Source organism: Streptomyces mirabilis (assembly GCF_039503195.1).
GTDB lineage: Bacteria > Actinomycetota > Actinomycetes > Streptomycetales > Streptomycetaceae > Streptomyces > Streptomyces mirabilis_D.
The window spans coordinates 9113155-9131628 of the sequence record NZ_JBCJKP010000001.1; the positions used below are offsets into that span (position 1 = coordinate 9113155).

Annotated in this window: 13 protein-coding genes, 1 tRNA gene, 2 pseudogenes and 1 riboswitch; of the genes and pseudogenes, 15 read left to right on the top strand and 1 reads right to left on the bottom strand. The window is 71.0% G+C overall.

Annotated elements, in window-relative coordinates; genetic code table 11:
- The first annotated feature begins 59 nt into the window (after nucleotides 1-59).
- From AAFF41_RS41400 to thiD, 8 genes and pseudogenes are all read left to right on the top strand, one after another.
- Nucleotides 60-3620 (top strand): choice-of-anchor D domain-containing protein, encoded by a 3561-nt coding sequence (locus AAFF41_RS41400; RefSeq protein ID WP_343325664.1) that lies wholly within the window; start codon nucleotides 60-62, stop codon nucleotides 3618-3620.
- Nucleotides 3621-3685: 65 nt separating this feature from the next.
- A pseudogene (locus tag AAFF41_RS41405) lies at nucleotides 3686-5433 on the top strand (glycoside hydrolase family 99 protein).
- Nucleotides 5434-5773: 340 nt separating this feature from the next.
- Nucleotides 5774-6121, top strand: a complete 348-nt coding sequence (locus AAFF41_RS41410; protein ID WP_225900601.1) for an SH3 domain-containing protein — start codon at nucleotides 5774-5776, stop codon at nucleotides 6119-6121.
- A gap of 394 nt (nucleotides 6122-6515) precedes the next feature.
- Nucleotides 6516-7748, top strand: a complete 1233-nt coding sequence (locus tag AAFF41_RS41415) for a type III PLP-dependent enzyme domain-containing protein (protein ID WP_343325665.1) — start codon at nucleotides 6516-6518, stop codon at nucleotides 7746-7748.
- A 16-nt stretch (nucleotides 7749-7764) separates the two neighbouring features.
- Nucleotides 7765-8676, top strand: coding sequence for a dioxygenase family protein (locus AAFF41_RS41420; RefSeq protein WP_343325666.1), 912 nt, complete (start codon nucleotides 7765-7767; stop codon nucleotides 8674-8676).
- Between the two features lie 5 nt (nucleotides 8677-8681).
- Nucleotides 8682-9773 (top strand): maleylacetate reductase, encoded by a 1092-nt coding sequence (locus AAFF41_RS41425; RefSeq protein ID WP_343325667.1) that lies wholly within the window; start codon nucleotides 8682-8684, stop codon nucleotides 9771-9773.
- Between the two features lie 74 nt (nucleotides 9774-9847).
- Nucleotides 9848-9942: riboswitch (TPP riboswitch) on the top strand.
- Nucleotides 9932-11335 carry a purine-cytosine permease family protein gene (locus AAFF41_RS41430; protein ID WP_415925897.1) on the top strand — a complete coding sequence of 468 codons (1404 nt, stop codon included), beginning with the start codon at nucleotides 9932-9934 and terminating at the stop codon, nucleotides 11333-11335. Its footprint overlaps the riboswitch before it by 11 nt.
- Nucleotides 11336-11375: 40 nt before the next feature.
- The gene (gene thiD / locus AAFF41_RS41435) at nucleotides 11376-12182 is read left to right on the top strand and encodes a bifunctional hydroxymethylpyrimidine kinase/phosphomethylpyrimidine kinase (RefSeq protein ID WP_319749227.1); all 807 of its coding nucleotides are present in this window, start codon (nucleotides 11376-11378) and stop codon (nucleotides 12180-12182) included.
- Between the two features lie 10 nt (nucleotides 12183-12192).
- Here thiD and AAFF41_RS41440 read toward each other — a convergent pair whose 3' ends face one another.
- Nucleotides 12193-13056 carry an NAD(P)H-binding protein gene (locus AAFF41_RS41440; protein ID WP_343325668.1) on the bottom strand — a complete coding sequence of 288 codons (864 nt, stop codon included), beginning with the start codon at nucleotides 13054-13056 and terminating at the stop codon, nucleotides 12193-12195.
- An 88-nt stretch (nucleotides 13057-13144) separates the two neighbouring features.
- Between AAFF41_RS41440 and AAFF41_RS41445 the strand changes: the two genes are divergently transcribed.
- From AAFF41_RS41445 to AAFF41_RS41475, 7 genes and pseudogenes are all read left to right on the top strand, one after another.
- Entirely contained in the window at nucleotides 13145-13852 is a 708-nt protein-coding gene (locus tag AAFF41_RS41445; protein WP_343325669.1) for a TetR/AcrR family transcriptional regulator, read from the top strand.
- 252 nt (nucleotides 13853-14104) lie between these two features.
- Nucleotides 14105-14437 (top strand): SCO0607 family lipoprotein, encoded by a 333-nt coding sequence (locus AAFF41_RS41450; RefSeq protein ID WP_415925896.1) that lies wholly within the window; start codon nucleotides 14105-14107, stop codon nucleotides 14435-14437.
- A gap of 197 nt (nucleotides 14438-14634) precedes the next feature.
- Nucleotides 14635-14858 (top strand): annotated as a pseudogene (locus tag AAFF41_RS41455) (hypothetical protein).
- 141 nt (nucleotides 14859-14999) lie between these two features.
- Nucleotides 15000-15296 carry a hypothetical protein gene (locus tag AAFF41_RS41460; protein WP_343325670.1) on the top strand — a complete coding sequence of 99 codons (297 nt, stop codon included), beginning with the start codon at nucleotides 15000-15002 and terminating at the stop codon, nucleotides 15294-15296.
- 419 nt (nucleotides 15297-15715) lie between these two features.
- Nucleotides 15716-16483 carry an NPP1 family protein gene (locus AAFF41_RS41465; protein WP_343325671.1) on the top strand — a complete coding sequence of 256 codons (768 nt, stop codon included), beginning with the start codon at nucleotides 15716-15718 and terminating at the stop codon, nucleotides 16481-16483.
- 195 nt (nucleotides 16484-16678) lie between these two features.
- A complete protein-coding gene (locus AAFF41_RS41470; protein ID WP_343326437.1) occupies nucleotides 16679-18139 on the top strand; it encodes a hypothetical protein in 1461 nt (486 codons plus the stop codon).
- A 135-nt stretch (nucleotides 18140-18274) separates the two neighbouring features.
- Nucleotides 18275-18348: transfer RNA gene (locus tag AAFF41_RS41475), tRNA-Pro, on the top strand.
- Nucleotides 18349-18474: the final 126 nt, after the last annotated feature.

The following is an 18474-nucleotide window of genomic DNA, read 5'->3' on the forward strand; positions in this document are numbered from 1 at the left end:
TCCCTCATGGGCGGCGTCGGCGGCACAGTTCCGGCATTTCGTGATGAAAGGAGTAGCAAGTGTTCCATTCCATCCGAGATCTGAGACGCGCCCTCGTCTGGGCGGTCAGCACCGCGATGCTGGCTGCGGTCGGCGTCGTCGCGCTGGCCGTCCAACCCGCCTGGGCGGCGTCCACCGCCACTGGCGGCAGCGGCGCGAGCCTGCCGTACGTCGAGGTGCAGGCGGAGAACTCCGCCACCAACGGCACGTCCATCGGCCCGAGTTACACCCAGGGCCAGTTGGCCGACGAGGCGTCGTACCGCAAGGCGACGACGCTGCAGGGCACCGGCAAGTACGTCACGTTCACCACACCGGTGGCGACCAACTCGATCAACTTCCGGTACAGCATCCCCGACACCTCGAGCGGCTCGGTCTACACCGCCCCGCTGTCCCTGTACGTCAACGGCGTCAAGCAGCCGAACTTCACCCTGACCAACGCCTACAGCTGGTACTACGGCAGCTACCCCTTCACCAACTCGCCGGGCAACAACCCGCACCACTTCTACGACGAGGCCCACCGCCTGTTCTCCACCACCTATCCGGCGGGTACGACCTTCAAGCTGCAGGTCGACGCGGAGGACACCGCCTCCTCGTACACGATCGACTTCGCCGACTTCGAGCAGGTCGGCGCCGCCCTGACCGCACCCTCGGGGTCGGTGTCGGTGACCAGCAAGGGCGCAGACTCGACCGGTGTGGCCGACGCGACCAGCGCGTTCAACGCCGCGATCAGCGCGGCGGGCCCCGGCGGCACCGTGTGGATCCCGCCGGGCACCTACAACATCCCCGGCCACGTCAGCGTCGACAACGTCACGATCGCCGGCGCCGGCATGTGGTACTCCACCGTCACCGGCACGGCACCCGGCTTCTACGGCAACTCCGCGCCCTCGGCCAGCACCCACGTGCGTCTCCAGAACTTCGCGATCTTCGGCAATGTGCAGGAACGCGACGACAGCGCCCAGGTCAACGGCATCGGCGGCGCGATGAGCGACTCGACCGTCTCCCATCTGTGGATCGACCACATGAAGGTCGGCGCCTGGATGGACGGGCCGATGGACGGGCTGACGTTCACCGGCATGCGCATCCGTGACACCACCGCGGACGGCATCAACTTCCACGGCGGCGTCACCAACTCCAAGGTGAACAACAGCGACATCCGCAACACCGGCGACGACGGCATCGCCACCTGGGCGGACTCGGGTATCGGCGCCGACTCCAACGACACGATCTCCAGCAACACCGTGTCGCTGCAGATCCTCGCCAACGCCATCGCGATCTACGGCGGCCACGACAACACCGTCAGCGGCAACCGCGTCGTGGACACCGGCCTCGCCCAGGGCGGTGGCATCCACGTGGGGCAGCGCTTCACGTCGACGCCGGTCGGCACCACCACGATCTCCGACAACACCATGATCCGGGCCGGCAGTCTCGACCCCAACTGGCAGTTCGGCGTGGGCGCGTTGTGGTTCGACGGCAGCCAGGGCGCGATCACCGGCCCCATCAACGTGACCAACGCACTGATCCAGCAGAGTCCGTACGAGGCCGTCCAGTGGGTCGAGGGAACCATCAGCGGGGTCAACCTCAACAACGTCACCATCGCCGGCACCGGAACCTTCGCCCTGCAGGAACAGACCGGCGGCGCGGCCAAGTTCACCGACGTCACGGCGACCGGCGTCGGATACTCGTCCCCGGTGTACAACTGCTCGGGCGGCAACTTCGTCGTCACCGACGGCGGCGGCAACTCCGGCATCAGCGGCACGCCGTACTGCGGCGGTTGGCCGGCTCCGGTCTACCCGCCCTACCCGTCCGAAGGCGTGACGGCCACCCCCGGCGCGCTGAACTTCGGTGCGGTCGCGACCGGTTCGACGAGCGCCGCGCAGACCGTGACGGTCTCCAACCCGACCAACAGCGCCGCGTCCGTCGCGTCGATCTCCACCAGCGGCGACTACTCCCAGACCAACACGTGCGGTTCGTCCATCGCGGCGAACGGCTCGTGCACCGTCAGCGTGAAGTTCGCGCCGACCGCGACCGGCGGCCGTAACGGATCCCTGACCGTCAACGCGGGCGGGACCACCCACACGGTCAGCCTCTCCGGTACCGGCACCGCGCCCGGCCCGGTGCTGAACACCGACCCGGCGAGCCTGTCCTTCGCCGCCACGGTGGTCGGCTCGTCGGCCACCGTGCAGACGGTGACGGTGACGAACTCGGGCACCGCGTCGGCGACCGTCTCGGGCGTCGCGGCGACCGGTGACTTCAGCCAGACCAACAACTGCTCCACCCTCGCGGTCGGCGCGTCCTGCACGGTGACCGTCGGCTTCAAGCCCACCACGGGCGGATCCCGGGCCGGCAACCTGACCGTCACCAGCAACGCCAACAACGGCCCGACCGTCGTCTCCCTGACCGGCAGCGGCATCGACAGCACCACCAATGTCGCCGCCGGGCGCCCGGCGACGGCGAGTTCGAGCAGCAGCCCGTACGTCGCCTCGAACCTCACCGACCCGGACGCGTCGACGTACTGGGAGGGCACGAACGGTTCGTTCCCGCAGTGGGCCCAGGTCGACCTCGGCCAGAACTACGGCGTCGGCAAGGTCGTGCTCAAGCTTCCGCCGGCGACGGCGTGGTCGGCTCGTACGCAGACCCTGTCGGTGCAGGGATCCACGGACGGTTCGAGCTTCTCGACGATCAAGGCATCGGCCGGGTACACCTTCGACCCGAACGCCAACAACAACACGGTGACCCTCACGTTCAGCGCCGCCACGGCGAGATACGTACGGGTGAACATCATCGCCAACACCGGCTGGAACGCGGCCCAGTTGTCGGACTTCGGGGTGTTCCCCAGCGACGGCGGCTCCTCGAACGCCACCTTGTCGACCAGCCCGACGTCGCTGTCGTATCCCACCCAGGCGCTCAACACCACCAGCAGCGCGGAGCCGGTCACGGTCACCAACACCGGTACCGCGGCCGCGACCGTCTCCGGTATCAGTGTCACGGGCGACTTCTCGCAGACCAACACCTGCGGGACGTCGATCGCGGCGAACGCCTCCTGCACGGTGAACGTCACGTTCAGGCCCACCGCGTCCGGCACCCGCACCGGCGATCTCAGCATCGCCAGCAACGCGTCGAACGGCACGACCACGGTCGCGCTGACCGGCACCGGAGCCGGCACGGTGAGCAGGAACCTGGCAGCGGGCGCGGCCACCACCGAGTCCAGCCACACCGACGTGTACCCGTCGTCCAACGTGACCGACGGCAACCAGGGCACCTACTGGGAGAGCGCCGACAACGCCTTCCCCCAGTGGGTCCAGGTGGACCTCGGCTCCGCGCAGCGTGCGAGCAGCGTCGTCCTCCAGCTCCCCGCGGGCTGGGGCGCCCGCAACCAGACGCTGTCCCTGTCGGGCAGCACCGACGGCTCCTCCTTCACCACGATCAAGCCGTCGGCCACGTACACCTTCGACCCCACCACCAACAACACGGTGACCATCACGTTCACCGCGACCACCCAGCGGTACGTCCGGGTGAACATCACGGCGAACAACGGCTGGCCGGCCGGTCAGATCTCCGAGTTCCAGGTCTGGAACACCTGACCTGACCCGATGGTGCCGCCGAGCGCGGGGACGCTCGGCGGCACCGACCACCGAAAGGAGTCGAGATGGGTGTCACACGCAGAGTCTTCTTGAGGGCCGCGATCGCGGCCACCGCGGTGGAAACCGTGGGAGCGACCGGGACCGTACTCGCCCCGACCGCTTCAGCGGCGAGCTCGCCGGGCGACGTGGTCGGCAGGATCAGTGTCGGCTACCAGGGCTGGTTCGCGTGCGTCGGCGACGGCGCTCCCATCAACGGCTGGTGGCACTGGAGTCAGGACTGGGGACGGACGCCGTCCCCGAACAACACCAACATCACATGCTGGCCCGATGTGCGTGAGTACACCAACACGTACCAGACGTCGTACGCCACCCTCGGCAACGGCCGGCCCGCCACGCTGTTCTCCTCGTACGACCAGCAGACGGTGAACACCCACTTCCTGTGGATGCAGCAGAACAGCATCGACACGGCGGCCCTGCAACGCTTCAACCCCACGGGCGGAGAGGGGCCCACCCGCGACGCCATGGCGACCAAGGTGCGCAGCGCCGCCGAGTCGTACGGCCGGAAGTTCTACCTCATGTACGACGTCTCCAACTGGACGAACATGCAGTCCGAGATCAAGACGGACTGGACGGCCAAGATGTCCGCGCACACCGCGTCCTCGGCGTACGCGAAACAGAACGGCAGGCCGGTCGTCTGCATCTGGGGCTTCGGCTTCAACGACCCCAACCACCCCTTCACCGCCGACGCCTGCCTCGACGTCGTCAACTGGTTCAAGGGACAGGGCTGTTACGTCATCGGCGGCGTCCCGCGTGAATGGCGGACGGGCACCGGGGGCTCACGGCCCGGCTTTCTGGGCGTCTACCACGCCTTCAACATGATCTCGCCGTGGATGGTCGGTGCCATCAGGAATGTGACCGAGGCCGACAACGCCTACACCACGTACACCGTCGGCGACCAGGCCGACTGCAACGCCAATGGCATCGACCGCTCCGCCGACTACTACCTGCGCCTGACCGGCGACGGCGGCCGCATGCTCAAGGGCCAGATCGCGCTGACCGCAACTCGCCCCACCCCGCCGACCGTCCCCACCGGCGGTGACACCACACCGCCCGCCGCGCCGGGTGCCCTGACCGTCACCGGGCACACCAGCGACTCCGTCTCGCTGGCCTGGAACCCGTCGACCGACAACGTCGGCGTGACCGGTTACCGCGTCCTGCGGGTGTCCGGCTCGACCAGCACGCAGGTGGGCACCACCAGCGCCGCCTCCTTCACCGTCGCCGGACTCGGCGCGTCCACCGCGTACACCTTCGACGTCGTCGCCCTCGACGCGGCGGGAAACGTGTCGCAGCCCTCCAACCAGGTCACCGTCACCACCGATCCCCTTCCGGCACCACCGACCTCGCCCTCCACCGCCCCACTTCGGAGAGCAGCCACACCCAGATCTACGCCTCCGGCAACGCGACCGACGGCGACACCAACACCTACTGGGAGTCCGCCAACAACGCCTTCCCCCAGTGGCTCCAGGTCGATCTGGGCGCCGCCACAGGCATCAAACGGATTGTCCTCGACCTCCCCCCGGCGACCGCCTGGGCCACCCGTACCCAGACCATCTCCGTCCAGGGAAGCGCCGACGGCAGCACCTTCACCCAGCTGCTCGCCTCCGCGGGCTACACCTTCGACCCGGCGACCGGCAACACCGCGACCCTCACGCTCCCCTCCATCGTCACCACGCGCCACGTGCGACTCACCTTCACCGCCAACAGCGGCTGGCCGGCCGGGCAGGTCTCGGAGTTCCAGGTCTTCGGCGTCTGATGTGCCCCGGGCGGGGGAGAAGCCGAGTTCGCGGGCGTGGCTGTTGACGCCTGTCAGGACGCGTGCGCGGTTCATGGTGCCGTTGGCCGCCACGGCATGGCCGGTCAGCTCGTCGTCCTCGACCAACTCGGGCGGCGGTGGCGCTGTTGTCGGCGAAGTTCCGTCGATCATCACCCCATTGCGTACCAGTCCGTCGCGGCCGGACGTTTCGAGCGTCGTCGAAAGCAGTTCCGCCCCCGGGCGTCGACCCGGCAGGGTGGGCTCGGGCGTGACCGGGTGGGCCGCACGACCCGGCCCGGGAACACGCCCGGACTCCACCACGGGGAAGGACCGTATGACCATGAGGATGAGGACCAAGGCGTTCGCCACGGCGGGGGTCGGCGCGCTGGCCACCGGACTGCTGCTGACCGGCGCGGCCGGGGCGCAGGCCGCGGCGGCGGGACTGCCGTACGCCGTCACGCCGTATGTGAACGTCAACGTCCGCTCCGGGCCCTCGACCACCACCGACATCACCGGGCACGTCGCCGCCGGGCAGCCGCGCGGCGCCTCCTGCTGGACCCACGGCGAGACCATCCGCGACAACGGCTACGTCAACGACGTCTGGGTGCGACTGGCCGAAGGCTATGTGAGCGCCGTCTACCTCAAGGGCGACCAGTACGGTGGCCTGCCGGCCTCCGCCACCTGCTGACCGACCCAGACGCGGTGCCCGACCCCGACCCGGGGTCGGGCACCGCGCCGCGTTCAGGTACACCGCCGACCGCTCGAGGTGCCGAAGGATCTCCCACCGGGTAGAGATCGTGTGGGGCCTCGGGTATGGAGTCGCGGATCAGCATGATGGTGGGATGCCACAGGGCGCGGGCCCTGCGAGCGGAGGCGTCGGCGTGCGGGAGCACGGCGCCGCCGGTCTCCCGGTTCCCGGCCGCAGAGCCGAACCGGACGCCCGGCCCCGTCGATTTCGGCGGCTGCCGTGGCACGTGTCATGTCCCCGACCGCCTGCGTCCGGCGGGCCGTCACTCCGGTCCCCGTCCGCCGCCTTCGTCGCGTGCCGACGGTATCCTGCGCCACACGACCCGGAGTGCCCCATGAACACACCCTCACTCGCGGTGCGCGACCGCATCCTGACCCTGCCGCCCACGGAACTTCCCGCTTATGTGTACGACTTGGCGGCACTGCGCGCACACGCCGCGTCGGTGCGGGCCGCGCTGCCCGAGCGTGTCGCGCTGTACTACGCGACCCAGGCCAACCAGGAGCCGGAGATCCTGACCGCGCTCGCCCCGTACGTCGACGGCTACAAGGTCTCCATCGACAGCGAACTGGACCACGTCACCCGGGCGGCGCCGGACCACCCTCTGGCCTTCGGCGGCCGGGACAAGACCCCGACGGAGCTCCTGGACGCGCTGGAGCGGGGCGTGACACGCTTCCTCGTGGAGAGCGAGTACGAGCTGTACATGCTGGCCGGGCTGGCCCAGCGGCACGCTCCGGACGGCCGGGTGGCGGTCCTGCCGCGCTTCGACCTCCCGGTGGCCGACCACCTGCTCACCGACGGCGGCCGTGGCCGCAGGACCTCCGGCCTCGACCCGGCACAGGCGGACACGATCGTCGGCCTGCTCACCGACGGCAGCTACCCGAACCTCGAACTGCGCGGCGTCTACGCCCACTTGGCCAACGGCCTGCACGCCCCCGAACACCTCGCGGTGGCCGAGAGCGTCGTCGCCTGGACGGCGGAACTCGCCGCACGCCACGGCCTGCGCCTCACCGAGGTGAACGTCGGGGGCGGCATGGCGGTGGACTACGAGCACCCCGAACGCCGTTTCGACTGGCAGTCGTACGGCGAGGGACTCGCCCGACTCGTCGCCGCGCACCCGGAACTGACCCTGAGTATCGAGCCCGGTCGGGCGCTGACCGCGTACTGCGGCTGGTACGCGAGCGAGGTGCTGGACGTCGAGCACGGCGCGAGCGAGGACTTCGCCGTCGTCCGCGGTGGCGGGGTGAACCTGCGCACCTCGGAGTCCAGGAGGTCCGACCAGCCGTGGCCCGACCAGCCCTGGTCCGTACTCGAGGTGGACGTGTGGCCCTACTCCTGGCCGCGGCCCGTGGTGCGCCGCGAACGGGTCACGCTCACCGGCCAGTTGAGCACCTCCAGGGACATCCTGGTCCGGGACGTCCGGGCGCCCGGGCTGCGGGCCGGTGACCGTGTGGTGTTCTCCCTCGCGGGTGCCTACACCTCGTCCGTGCCCCACCGGGCGTTCGCCAGGTTCCCCGAGCCCGGCTTCCACTTCGTGGACCCGGGCACCGACGGCGGCCAGTCCCGATAACACCACGAGGAGCGGCATGACAGACGAACCGAACCGTTCGACGGCGACCGAGGCCACGACCGATGCCACGACCGACTTCGCGCACGGCATCACCGACGCCGTCGTCGACAGCCTGCGGGGCACGGCCGATCGGCGGCTGCGTGAACTGCTCGGCGCGCTCACCCGTCATCTGCACGACTTCGTGCGCGAGACAGAGCCGACGATGGCGGAATGGGAACGCGCGATCGGATTCCTGACCGCGACCGGGCAACAGTGCACCGACACCCGTCAGGAGTTCATCCTGCTGTCGGACGTGCTCGGCGTCTCCATGCTCGTGGAGACGCTGGGCGGCCACCGCGACCCGGGTGCCACCGAGTCGACGGTCCTCGGCCCGTTCCACCTGACCGGATCGCCCATCCGCGCACTCGGCGCGAACATCGACCTGGTGGGCAGGGGCGAGCCGTGCGTGGTCAGCGGCCGGGTACGGGGCAAGGGCGGCACCCCGCTGCCGGGCGCGGTCCTCGACGTGTGGCAGGCCGACTCCGAGGGCTACTACGACGTACAGCAGCCGGACGTCCAGCCGCCCGGCAACGGGCGGGGACTGTTCACGGCCGACGACGAGGGCCGCTTCTGGTTCCGCAGCTGCGTACCGAGCCCGTACCCGATCCCCACCGACGGCCCGGTCGGCGAACTGCTGCGCGCCACGGCCCGGCACCCCTACCGCCCCGCCCACATCCACTTCATCGCCTCGGCCGAGGGCCACGCCCCGGTCACCACACACATCTTCGTCGCGGGCAGCGACCACCTGGACTCCGACGCGGTGTTCGCGGTCAAGAAAAGCCTGGTCCAGGAGTTCAAGGAGACCGACGACCCGTCCCTGGCACGGGAGTTCGGCGTCCCGGACCCCTTCCGCCACGCCCGCTTCGACCTCGTACTGGAACCGGAATGAGCACCATGACCGACAGGAACACCCCGCTCGACTTCTCGTACGAGACCCAGCCCGCGCGGATCGTCTTCCGGCCCGGCGCCGCCGTCTCCGCGACCCCCGACGAGGCCGCCAGGCTCGGGCTGCGCAGGGTGCTGGTGGTCTGCGGCAGCAGGGGCGAGGGCACGGCACGCGCGGTCGCGGACGCCCTGGGCGAGGCCTGCGCGGGGCTGTACGCCGAGGCCCGGATGCACGTACCCGTCGAGGTCGCCGACCGGGCCGTCGAGGCGGCGCGCGCGGCCGGCGCCGACGGGTGTGTCGCGGTCGGCGGCGGCTCGGCGATCGGCCTGGGCAAGGCGATCGCGCTGCGCACCGGCCTGCCCCTGATCGCCGTGCCCTCCACCTACTCCGGCTCCGAGATGACCCCGGTCTGGGGACTCACCGAGCACGGCGCCAAGCGCACCGGACGCGACCCCGCCGTCCAGCCCCGCAGCGTCGTCTACGACCCCGCACTCACCCTCTCGCTCCCCGTCCCCCTCACCGTCACCAGCGGCGTCAACGCGCTCGCCCACGCCGTCGAAGCCCTCTACGCGCCCGACGCCTCGCCCCTCGTCTGGCTCATGGCCGAGGAGGGCGTACGGGCGATGACGCAGGCCCTGCCGCTGGTGGCCGCCGCCCCCGGCGACCTCGACGCGCGCGGCCGGGCCCTGTACGGCGCCTGGCTCTGCGGCGCCTGTCTCGGCGCCACCACCATGGGCCTGCACCACAAGCTGTGCCACGTCCTCGGCGGAACCTTCGGCCTGCCGCACGCCGAGACGCACACGGTGGTCCTCCCGTACGCCCTCGCCTACAACGCCCCCGCCGCGCCCCGGGCTGTCAGAGCGCTCTCGCGCGCCCTGGGCGGCGCCGACGACGTTCCCCATGCCCTGTGGGCCCTGGCCGGAAGCCTCGGTGCCCCTCGGGGCCTCGCCGAACTCGGCCTCAAGAAGACCGACCTGGCGGTGGCCGCCGAGCAGGCCGCCGGGCAGCCGTATCCGAACCCGCGCGAGGTCACCGTGGACGGTGTACTGGCCCTGCTGACGGCGGCGTACGAGGGCCGGGAACCGAGCGTCGACGCGTAGCCACGGGGCCGTACGGCCCGCGCGGACCCCCTCCCCCTGGGGCAGACCGCGCTCGCCGGGCTATCCTGACCGCCGAACCGGACACGGGGTGCCCCGCACGAGGGCTGAGATCACACCCGTCGAACCTGAACCAGTTAGGACTGGCGGAGGGATGTCTCATGTCGTTGCCGTATGCCCATAACACTCGCGGTGAGGTGGCCGTCGGAGGCCCGCAGGGCGTGTTCGACGGGCGGATGCCCACCGCCCCGGGGGACCTGCACGTCGAGGCGCGCGGAATCGCCCCGGTCCCGGAGGACCACCGCTACGGCGGCCCCGGCCGCCTGTTCACCGTGTGGTTCGCCCCCAATCTGACCATGACCGGCGTGTTCACCGGCACCGTCGGCATCGCGCTCGGCCTGGACTTCTCCACCGCGCTCGTCGCCGTCGTGCTGGGCACCCTCCTGGGGGCGGTACCGACCGCGTACCTCGGCACCTGGGGGAGCCAGACCGGCGCCGGACAGCTACCGCTCGCCCGCCTCGCGTTCGGCCGGGCGGTGGTCGTCCCCGGCGCCCTGCAGTGGCTGTCGTCCATCGCCTGGGACGCGCTGATCGGCCTCTTCGGCGGAGACGCGCTGGCCCAGCTGTGCGGCTGGCCGTTCTGGCTGGGAGTGCTCGTCATGATGGCGGCGCAGGGGGCGCTCGGCGTCCTCGGCTACGAGGTGATCCACCGGCTCCAGACCGTGATGACCTTCGCTCTCGCCGCCGCGTTCGTGGCCCTGACCGTCAAGCTCCTGAGCGGCGCCCACACCACCCCCGCCGCCACCGCGCACGGCGCCGACCGGGCCGGGGCCTTCGTCCTGACCTGCACGATCGCGCTCAGCCTCGCGCTGTCCTGGGCGCCGTACGCGAGCGACTTCAGCCGCTATCTGCCGCGTACGGCGTCCCGACCGCGCATGTTCTGGTACACCCTGGCCGGCATCGGCGTGTCCTTCGTGGCCGTCCAGGCCCTCGGACTGTGGGGCGCGGCCGTCTTCACCGACCAGACCGCCCGCGGCGTCGACACCCTGCTCGGCGGCGGCGCCCTCGGCGCGTTCGGCCTGCTCGCCGTGGCGCTCGCCGCGCTGAGCAGCAACGCCATGAACGACTACAGCGGCTCGCTCGCCCTGCAGACCATGGGCGTACGGCTGCCGCGCCCGGCCGCCGCCGCGCTGGCCGCCGTCCTCGGCTTCCCGCTCGTGCTGTGGATGCACGCCGCCGACACCACGGCCCGCTTCCAGAACGTCCTGCTGTTCGTCGGCTACTGGATTCCCGGGTTCGTCGCGATCGTCGCCGTCGACTGGCTCGCCCGGGCCAGGGCCCGCGGCGGCGCACCCGTCGACCTGGCCGTCGAGAGCGCCCGCCCGCGTCCGTGGTGGCCCGCGCTCGTGGCGTTCGCCGCCGCCTTCGCCGCCGCGGTGCCGTTCATGAGCACCAGCCTCTACGTCGGCCCGGTCGCCCACGCCCTGCACGGCGCCGACACCGCCTACGGCGTGGCGTTCCTCGCGGCCCTGCTGGTCTACACCCCGCTGCGTCTGCGCCGCTGACCCCGCCCCCTCTCACCCCCGTCGTACGGAGTGACACACCATGTCCGCGAACACGCCGACCACCCCGCCCCGTGTCCTGACCATCGCCGGATCGGACTCCGGGGGCGGCGCCGGCATCCAGGCCGACCTGAAGACCATGCTCGCGCTGGGCGCGCACGGGATGAGCGTGCTCACCGCCGTCACCGCGCAGAACTCCCTGGGCGTGCAGGGAGCCTGGGAGCTTCCCGCCGAGGCGGTGCGCGCGCAGTACCGCAGTGTCGTGGACGACATCGGTGTGCAGGCCGTGAAGACCGGCATGCTCGCCTCGCCCCTGCTCGTCGAGACCGTCGCCGAACTGCTCTCGGACGTCGGCGCGCCCGTGGTGGTGGACCCGGTGAGCGTCTCCAAGCACGGCGACCGGCTGCTGGCGGACGACGCGCTGGACGCCGTACGGACCGCCCTGCTGCCGCTCGCGACGGTCGCCACCCCGAATCTCGACGAGACCGCCGAGCTGACCGGGATCGAGGCCACCGGTGAGCGTGACATGTGCCGGGCCGCGGAACAGTTGCTGTCGTACGGGCCCCGCTGGGTCCTGGTGAAGGGCGGCCACCTGCCCGGCGAGGCCGTCGACCTGCTGACCGACGGCATCGAACAACACTGGTTCCGGGCCCCGCGCCACGACAACCGCCATACGCACGGCACCGGTTGCACCCTGGCCTCGGCCATCGCGGTGGGGCTGGCGCAGGGGCGGCCGGTGCCGGAGGCGGTGCGGCTGGCGAAGGAGTACGTCACCGGCGCGATCGCCGCGGGATTCGCCCTGGGCGCGGGCCTCGGACCGGTCGACCACGGCTGGCGGACGCGCGCCTGAAGGTCCGACGTCAGCCGGTCGGCGTAATCGTTGTCTTCAGGAATTCCGCCAGAGCGGTGGTGGGTCGTCCGAGCAGGCGGCCCAGCGTGGGGTCGACCGGCGTGAACTGTCCCTGCCGCATCGCGGCGAACAGGCCGAGGAGCAGGTCGGCGCCGGCCGCGGGCAGACCGCGGGCGAGCAGGCTCGCGCGGTAGTCGGCGTCGGAGACGACCACCCGGCGGATTTCGCGGCCCGTGAGCCGCGTGGCGATCGCCGCGATGTCGGCCAGGTCGAGCGCCTCGGGGCCGGTGAGCGCCGGTGTCGTCCCGTCGAGGCCCTCGCCGGTGAGCGCGAGCGCCGCCGCCTCGGCGAGGTCGGCGTGGGCCGTCCAGGCGACCGGTCCGTCCTCCGGCGCGGCCAGTTCGCCCGTCTCGAGCGCGTGGCCCAGCAGCATCGCGGCTGAGGAGGCGTAGAAGCCGTTGCGCAGTGAGGTGAAGGGGACCCCGGACTCCCGGAGCGCCGCCTCGGTCGCGGCGTGGTCGCGCATCGGAGCGAAGGGAGAGGACGGGTTCGAGCCCATGTGGCTGGTGTACAGGATGCGCTCGGCTCCGGCTGCCGCCGCGGCCTCGACGGCGGTGCGGTGATGGTGCACGGCGTCCGCGCCGGTGCTGTCCGTCGACACGACGAGGACCTGCCGGGCGCCCTCGAAGGCGTCCGCGAGGGTCGCGGGGTCCCCGAAGTCGCCCTGGCGGACGCGCACGCCCCGGTCTTCGAGCTCTCGCGCCTTCTCCGGGTCGCGCACACTGACGCCGATCCGCTCGGAGGGGACGCGCTCCAGCAGCCGCTCGGTGATCAGCCGGCCGAGTCCGCCGTTGGCTCCGGTGACGATGATCATGACAACCTCTTTCTGTTTCCGTCGATAACGCAATGACGGTATCACTGGAAATTCTCATCGGTAACAGCATTCTGTTATCGTCGGAATCATGGAGAGCGAGGACGTCACCGCGGCGGACGGGCACCGTGAACGCATCGTCGCGGCCGCCGCCCGCCTGCTGGCCGAAGGCGGGCCGGACGCGGTCTCGACCCGGGCGGTGAGCGCCGCGGCGGGCGTGCAGCCGCCGACCATCTACCGGCTCTTCGGCGACAAAGAGGGCCTGCTCGACGCGGTCGTCGCCGACGGCTTCACCGCGTACCTGACCAGCAAGACCGCCCGGAAGCCCACCGATGACCCGGTCGAGGACCTTCGAGCCGGCTGGGATCTGCACGTAGGCCTCGGCCTGGCCAACCCGGCGCTGTACACGCTGATGTACGGCCGGTACCGCCCCGGTGCGCCCTCGCCCGCGGCGCTCGCCGCCTTCGAGGTCCTCGCCGAGCACATCCGGCGCATCGCCGAGGCGGGCCGGCTGCGCGTCCCCGAGGTCCGCGCCGCGGACCTCGTCCACGCGGCCGGCTGCGGTACGACGCTCACGCTCATCGCCACCCCCGAGGACCGCCGGGACCCGGAGCTGTCCCGCACCGCCCGCGAGGCGGTCGTCGCGGCGATCGCCACGGAGGCCCCTGTCGCGCCCGCACCCGGGCCCGTCGCGGCCGCCGTCACCCTCCGGGCCGTACTCCCGCAGACCGACGTCCTGACGGCGCCGGAACGCGGCCTCATGGAGGAATGGCTCAACCGAATCGCCGACGCCGGCTGAGGGCGGCTCGGGCTGAGAGCGGATCGAGCCGGATCGACGTGCGGCCGTGCGGCCGGTTCGGCCTGCGGCCGGTTCGGCCTGAGGCCGGTTCGGCCTGAGGGTGGCTCGGCTGGGTGGGGTCGGCCGCCTTCCCCGTGCCCACGCGGAATCGGGTACGACGGCCCACCGCATCCGAGTACGCGTACTCATGATCGATTTCCTTGTCTCGCGCAGGCTGGTCCCACAAGCCGTCCAGAGGGAGCCATCGTGCGTATGACAAGCCGAGTTCACCGACCGTCGTCCGTGATCAGCCGGGGCCCTGCGCGGTCCGCCCTGGTCCTCGCGCTGGCCTGCGTGACCCTCGCGATGCTGACCGGCTGCTCCACCGAGGACGCGAGCTGCGGCGGTGGCGAGTACCCGGTCATGACGGTGGGCAGCACCGGCAGTGCCTGCGTGTCCAACGGCGACGAGCCGCCGAAGGGGTACCTCCGCTATCCCGAAGGGAAGGTCCCGCAGCACGTCGGCGACAAGTGGGACACCTACTGGAGCACCCACACCGTCGACGAGAACGGCAAGATCATCAAGGCTCCCGACGCCGGGGTGTGACCGCCGGCCGCTCAGCGCTGCCTGGCCATGGTCGCGGTGGACGACCGGTGCCGAGCACGGCCGTCTGTCCCTGAACGTCACACGAGTGACGAGCGGCCGTGCGCTGGAAATCGAACACGTGCTTGAATTCGGGTATGACGTACCCACATTTCCAGGGCCGGGATGCAGGCCGGGACCGGAGAGGCGAGGCTGGATCCATGTCCGAACCGTTGCCTGTCATCGTGGCTCCGCCGAGTGACACCGGTGGCCGCCGAGTCCGAGTGCACGGCGAGAACCTCGGGTTGGCCTACAACCTGGAGGACCTGTCCGAATTCCTGCGACGCGCGGGTCTCGACGTGGACCCCGTGAACGCGGCGGTGTCCCCCTCATCGACTGGCGCGGTGTGGGCCCGGAGTACTGGGGGCCCGAGACCCGCGGATGAGGGTGCCCCTGCGGCCGTCCCCTGTGGCCGCGCCGCGCGGACGGCCGCTCGTACCACCGTCGTGCGTCCGCCCGACGGCGCTCGGGGGTGCGGCTGATCGTGCGCTTTGTCGTGCCGATCGGTGACCGGTGCAACGGCGGCGTGACCGATCCGTTCGCGCCACCCCCGGAGGCGGGGTCCACCACCGTCACGTCGGCGCGGCGGCGGTGGACCAAGGAGTCGGCCGGGGGCCTTTTCGCGGTCGCCGCCGCCTTCGTGGTCGTGCAGGTCCTGGTCTTCGAACCCGTCAGCCGGTTGTTTCCCGAGCCCGTCAGCCGGTTGTTTCCCGAGTGCGCGCACCGTGTCGCCGCCCCGGCGGGAATCCCGGGCGCGACGCTCGCCCACCCACTCGCCACCCGGTGGCTCAAACGCCTGCCCTCGCCGGCTCCGCCGAAGTGACCGGGGCGTAGCCGTACCCTCGCGGCGCCATCGAGGAGGACGTGCTGGGTGGGGCCGACGTGGTGCGGGTCGGTCGGAGCAGCGCTCGACCGCGAGTACTCACCGGGCCCAGGTCCCGTGCGGCAGTCGCCGTGCGCCTGCCGCGCTGCCGTCGGGTGGCCTCGTCGTGTGCGTCGTACGCGCCCTGTGCGCCGCACTCGCAACACCGCCTCCTCACGCCCGTCCCATGTCCCGGCTGCCGGGTGGGAGCCGTCGCCCAACTCTGCCTCCGTTTCCGTTGGTTGGTCCTTCATCATTCATCACTCAGACACCCCCTGACGCTTGCGTTGTCGACGAGAGGGGGAATGGTGATCTGGGCATGCCAACTCGACCGGGTGTGCCCGGCCCACCCCCACATCGCGGTCGATCAGGAGGACGCAGTGAAGAGAAGCTCGCGCATCCGCAAGGTCTCGTTCATCCTCGGCAGTGCGGTCGCCCTGGTCGTCGCCTTCCCCGGCAGCGCCCTCGCCGCCCCGCCCCAGGCACTGCCCGCCAACGCGGACGGACTGGAGCAGACGTTCCAGCCTGCCTTCGACTACGACACGGACGGCTGCTACCCCACCCCCGCCATCGGCCCCGACGGGACGATCAACCCGGGCCTCAACCCGTCCGGCGCCCTCAACGGCCAGTGCCACGACGCCTCGGACCTCGACAACACCAACGGCTACTCGCGCGAGAAGTGCAACAACGGCTGGTGCGCCATCATGTACGGCCTCTACTTCGAGAAGGACCAGGCCGTGCTCGGCAGCGGCCTCGGCGGGCACCGCAACGACTGGGAACACGTCGTGGTGTGGGTGCAGAACAACGAGGCCCAGTACGTCTCCACCTCCGCCCACGGCAACTTCAACATCTACGGCCGAGACCAGATCCGTTGGGACGGGACGCACCCCAAGGTCGTCTATCACAAGGACGGTCTGAGCACCCACTGCTTCCGTCCCGCGAACTCGAACGACGAACCGCCGGAGAACCACTACCACGCCTGGCAGTTCCCCGACCTGGTCGGCTGGAACGGCTACCCCGCCGGTCTGCGCGACAAGCTGAGCGCCTACGACTTCGGCAGTGCCGTCTTCGGCCTCAAGGACGGCAACTTCAACTACCACCTGGAGAAGGCGAAGCCGGCCGGCATCCCGTTCGACCCCAATGCGTGATGCACCGTCAAATGACATGACATGCGGGTGAGTTGGTGAGGTTATCGGCGGCTCTCGATGCGTGATCGTGGCGTACATCACCCTGGAGGGGGTGGAAACGTGAAGCAGGGCTTCACGTCTTCATGGCATGCTCACATCTAGTTACTCGCTGGTAATCGCATGCCACCCCCACCCCCCTCAGGACTGATCTTGCGCATCCGCAAGCGGCCCTCGCGCGCCCTCGTGCCCGCGCTCGCCGCCTCCGCCCTCTTCCTCGCCGCCGGCTGCTCCGCGGAACCCGGCCAGAGCTCCGCCGCCGCACGGACCCCGGACGCCGGCGCATCCGCGACCACGACCGCGAACAGCGACCAACCGCTCGCCGTCGCCGCCGCCCCCGCGGTGGCGGCCACCTCGACCGCCGTCGCGCGCCCCGGTACGGCCGGCGGGAAGGCTCGCAAGACCTCGCTCAAGGTGAAGTCGTACGACAGCCACACCCGACGAGCCGTCATATCCACTGTCGCCAAGGGGACTTCATTGCCGTCCCCGACCGGGACCCCGACCCCCGCAGGCACCGCGACGCCGGGCCGCACCGCCGTCGGCGACGTCATCGCCAGCGCCCCCGCGCCCGGCGCCCCGGGCGGACTCCTCGCCAAGGTCACCAAGGTGATCGGTGAGACGGCCGACGGCACCGAGGTCCAGACCGCTCCGACGACCCTGGACACGCTGCTGGGCGACGACGACGCGAAGGGCACCGTCCCGGTCGACCCGGCCTCCTTCGATGTCGAGCGGCTGCTGCCCGACGTGAAGGTCTCCTGGGCGAAGACGGGAGACATCCACTCCGGTCCCGAGGGGACGAAGGTCCCGCTCGGCAGCCTGCGGGTCGATGTCGCGACGAAGGTCGCCACGGCCGAGGGGGCACCGGCCTCGGCGGACGCATCCGTGTCCGGCTTCGTCCAGGTCAAGCCCGAGGTGGACTTCTCCTACGGAGGCGGCGCCTCGACCGCCGCGACCGCCTCCGACGGTTCCACCGCTTCCGGACCGGGGGCGGCCTACCTCGGCGTCTCCGGCGACTGGACCTCGCAGTGGGCGCTCAAGGGGCGCGCCGGCGCCACCGCCAAGCCGGTCCGGCTGCCGTTCGCGAGGCTGCACGCCGACCCGGTTCTCCAGGTCGGCCCCATCCCCGTCGTCGTGAACCTCGACCTGACCTGCTACTTCGAGATCAGCGGCGACGGCCGCGTCACCGTCGACGTCGCACAGGACCTCAAGGGCGACTTCAAGGCGGGCGGCACCTTCGGCACGGCGGCCGGCTGGACACCGGTCAACGAGTCCCACATGGACAGCTCTCCGATCCGTACGTCCGTCACGACCGCCGGAAGCGTGAAGGCGGCCCTCGGCGCACAGGCCACCGTCGGCCTGTACGGCGCCGTGGGCGTCACCGCCGACCTCGCCCCGTACCTCCGCGGTGAGGCGGCGGGCACGGTCACCGCGACCACCCCGGCCGGCTCCGGCACCAAGTCCGACGTCGCGGCGAGTGGTTCCTGGGCCCTCTACGGCGGCCTCGATCTGAGCGGCACCCTCCAGATCCAGCTGGCCGTCTTCGGCACCCCCGTCATCCAGCACGCCATCCCCCTGGGCACACTGCATCGGGAGTGGAAGCTCGCCGACGGCAAGAGGTAGGTCCGGCTGACGCGGCTCGCGCCGCGCCGTGACCAGCGCCCCCGCACCCGCCGTACCTCCGCGTGTGCGGGGCCGCCCCCTCACGTGCGGTAGGGTTCACCTGCAGGATCACGCGGAACACCGCGGTGAACGCACCGGGACGTGGCGCAGCTTGGTAGCGCACTTGACTGGGGGTCAAGGGGTCGCAGGTTCAAATCCTGTCGTCCCGACGGTGCGAAGGGTCTTCGCAGGCGAGAGCCTGCGGGGGCCCTTTTCGCGCGGAATGTTCCGGCTTCGGGGTCGAGCATGCCGCTCCGAAGACCGCTTTTCGCCACCGTCGTCTGTCACACGAGCCC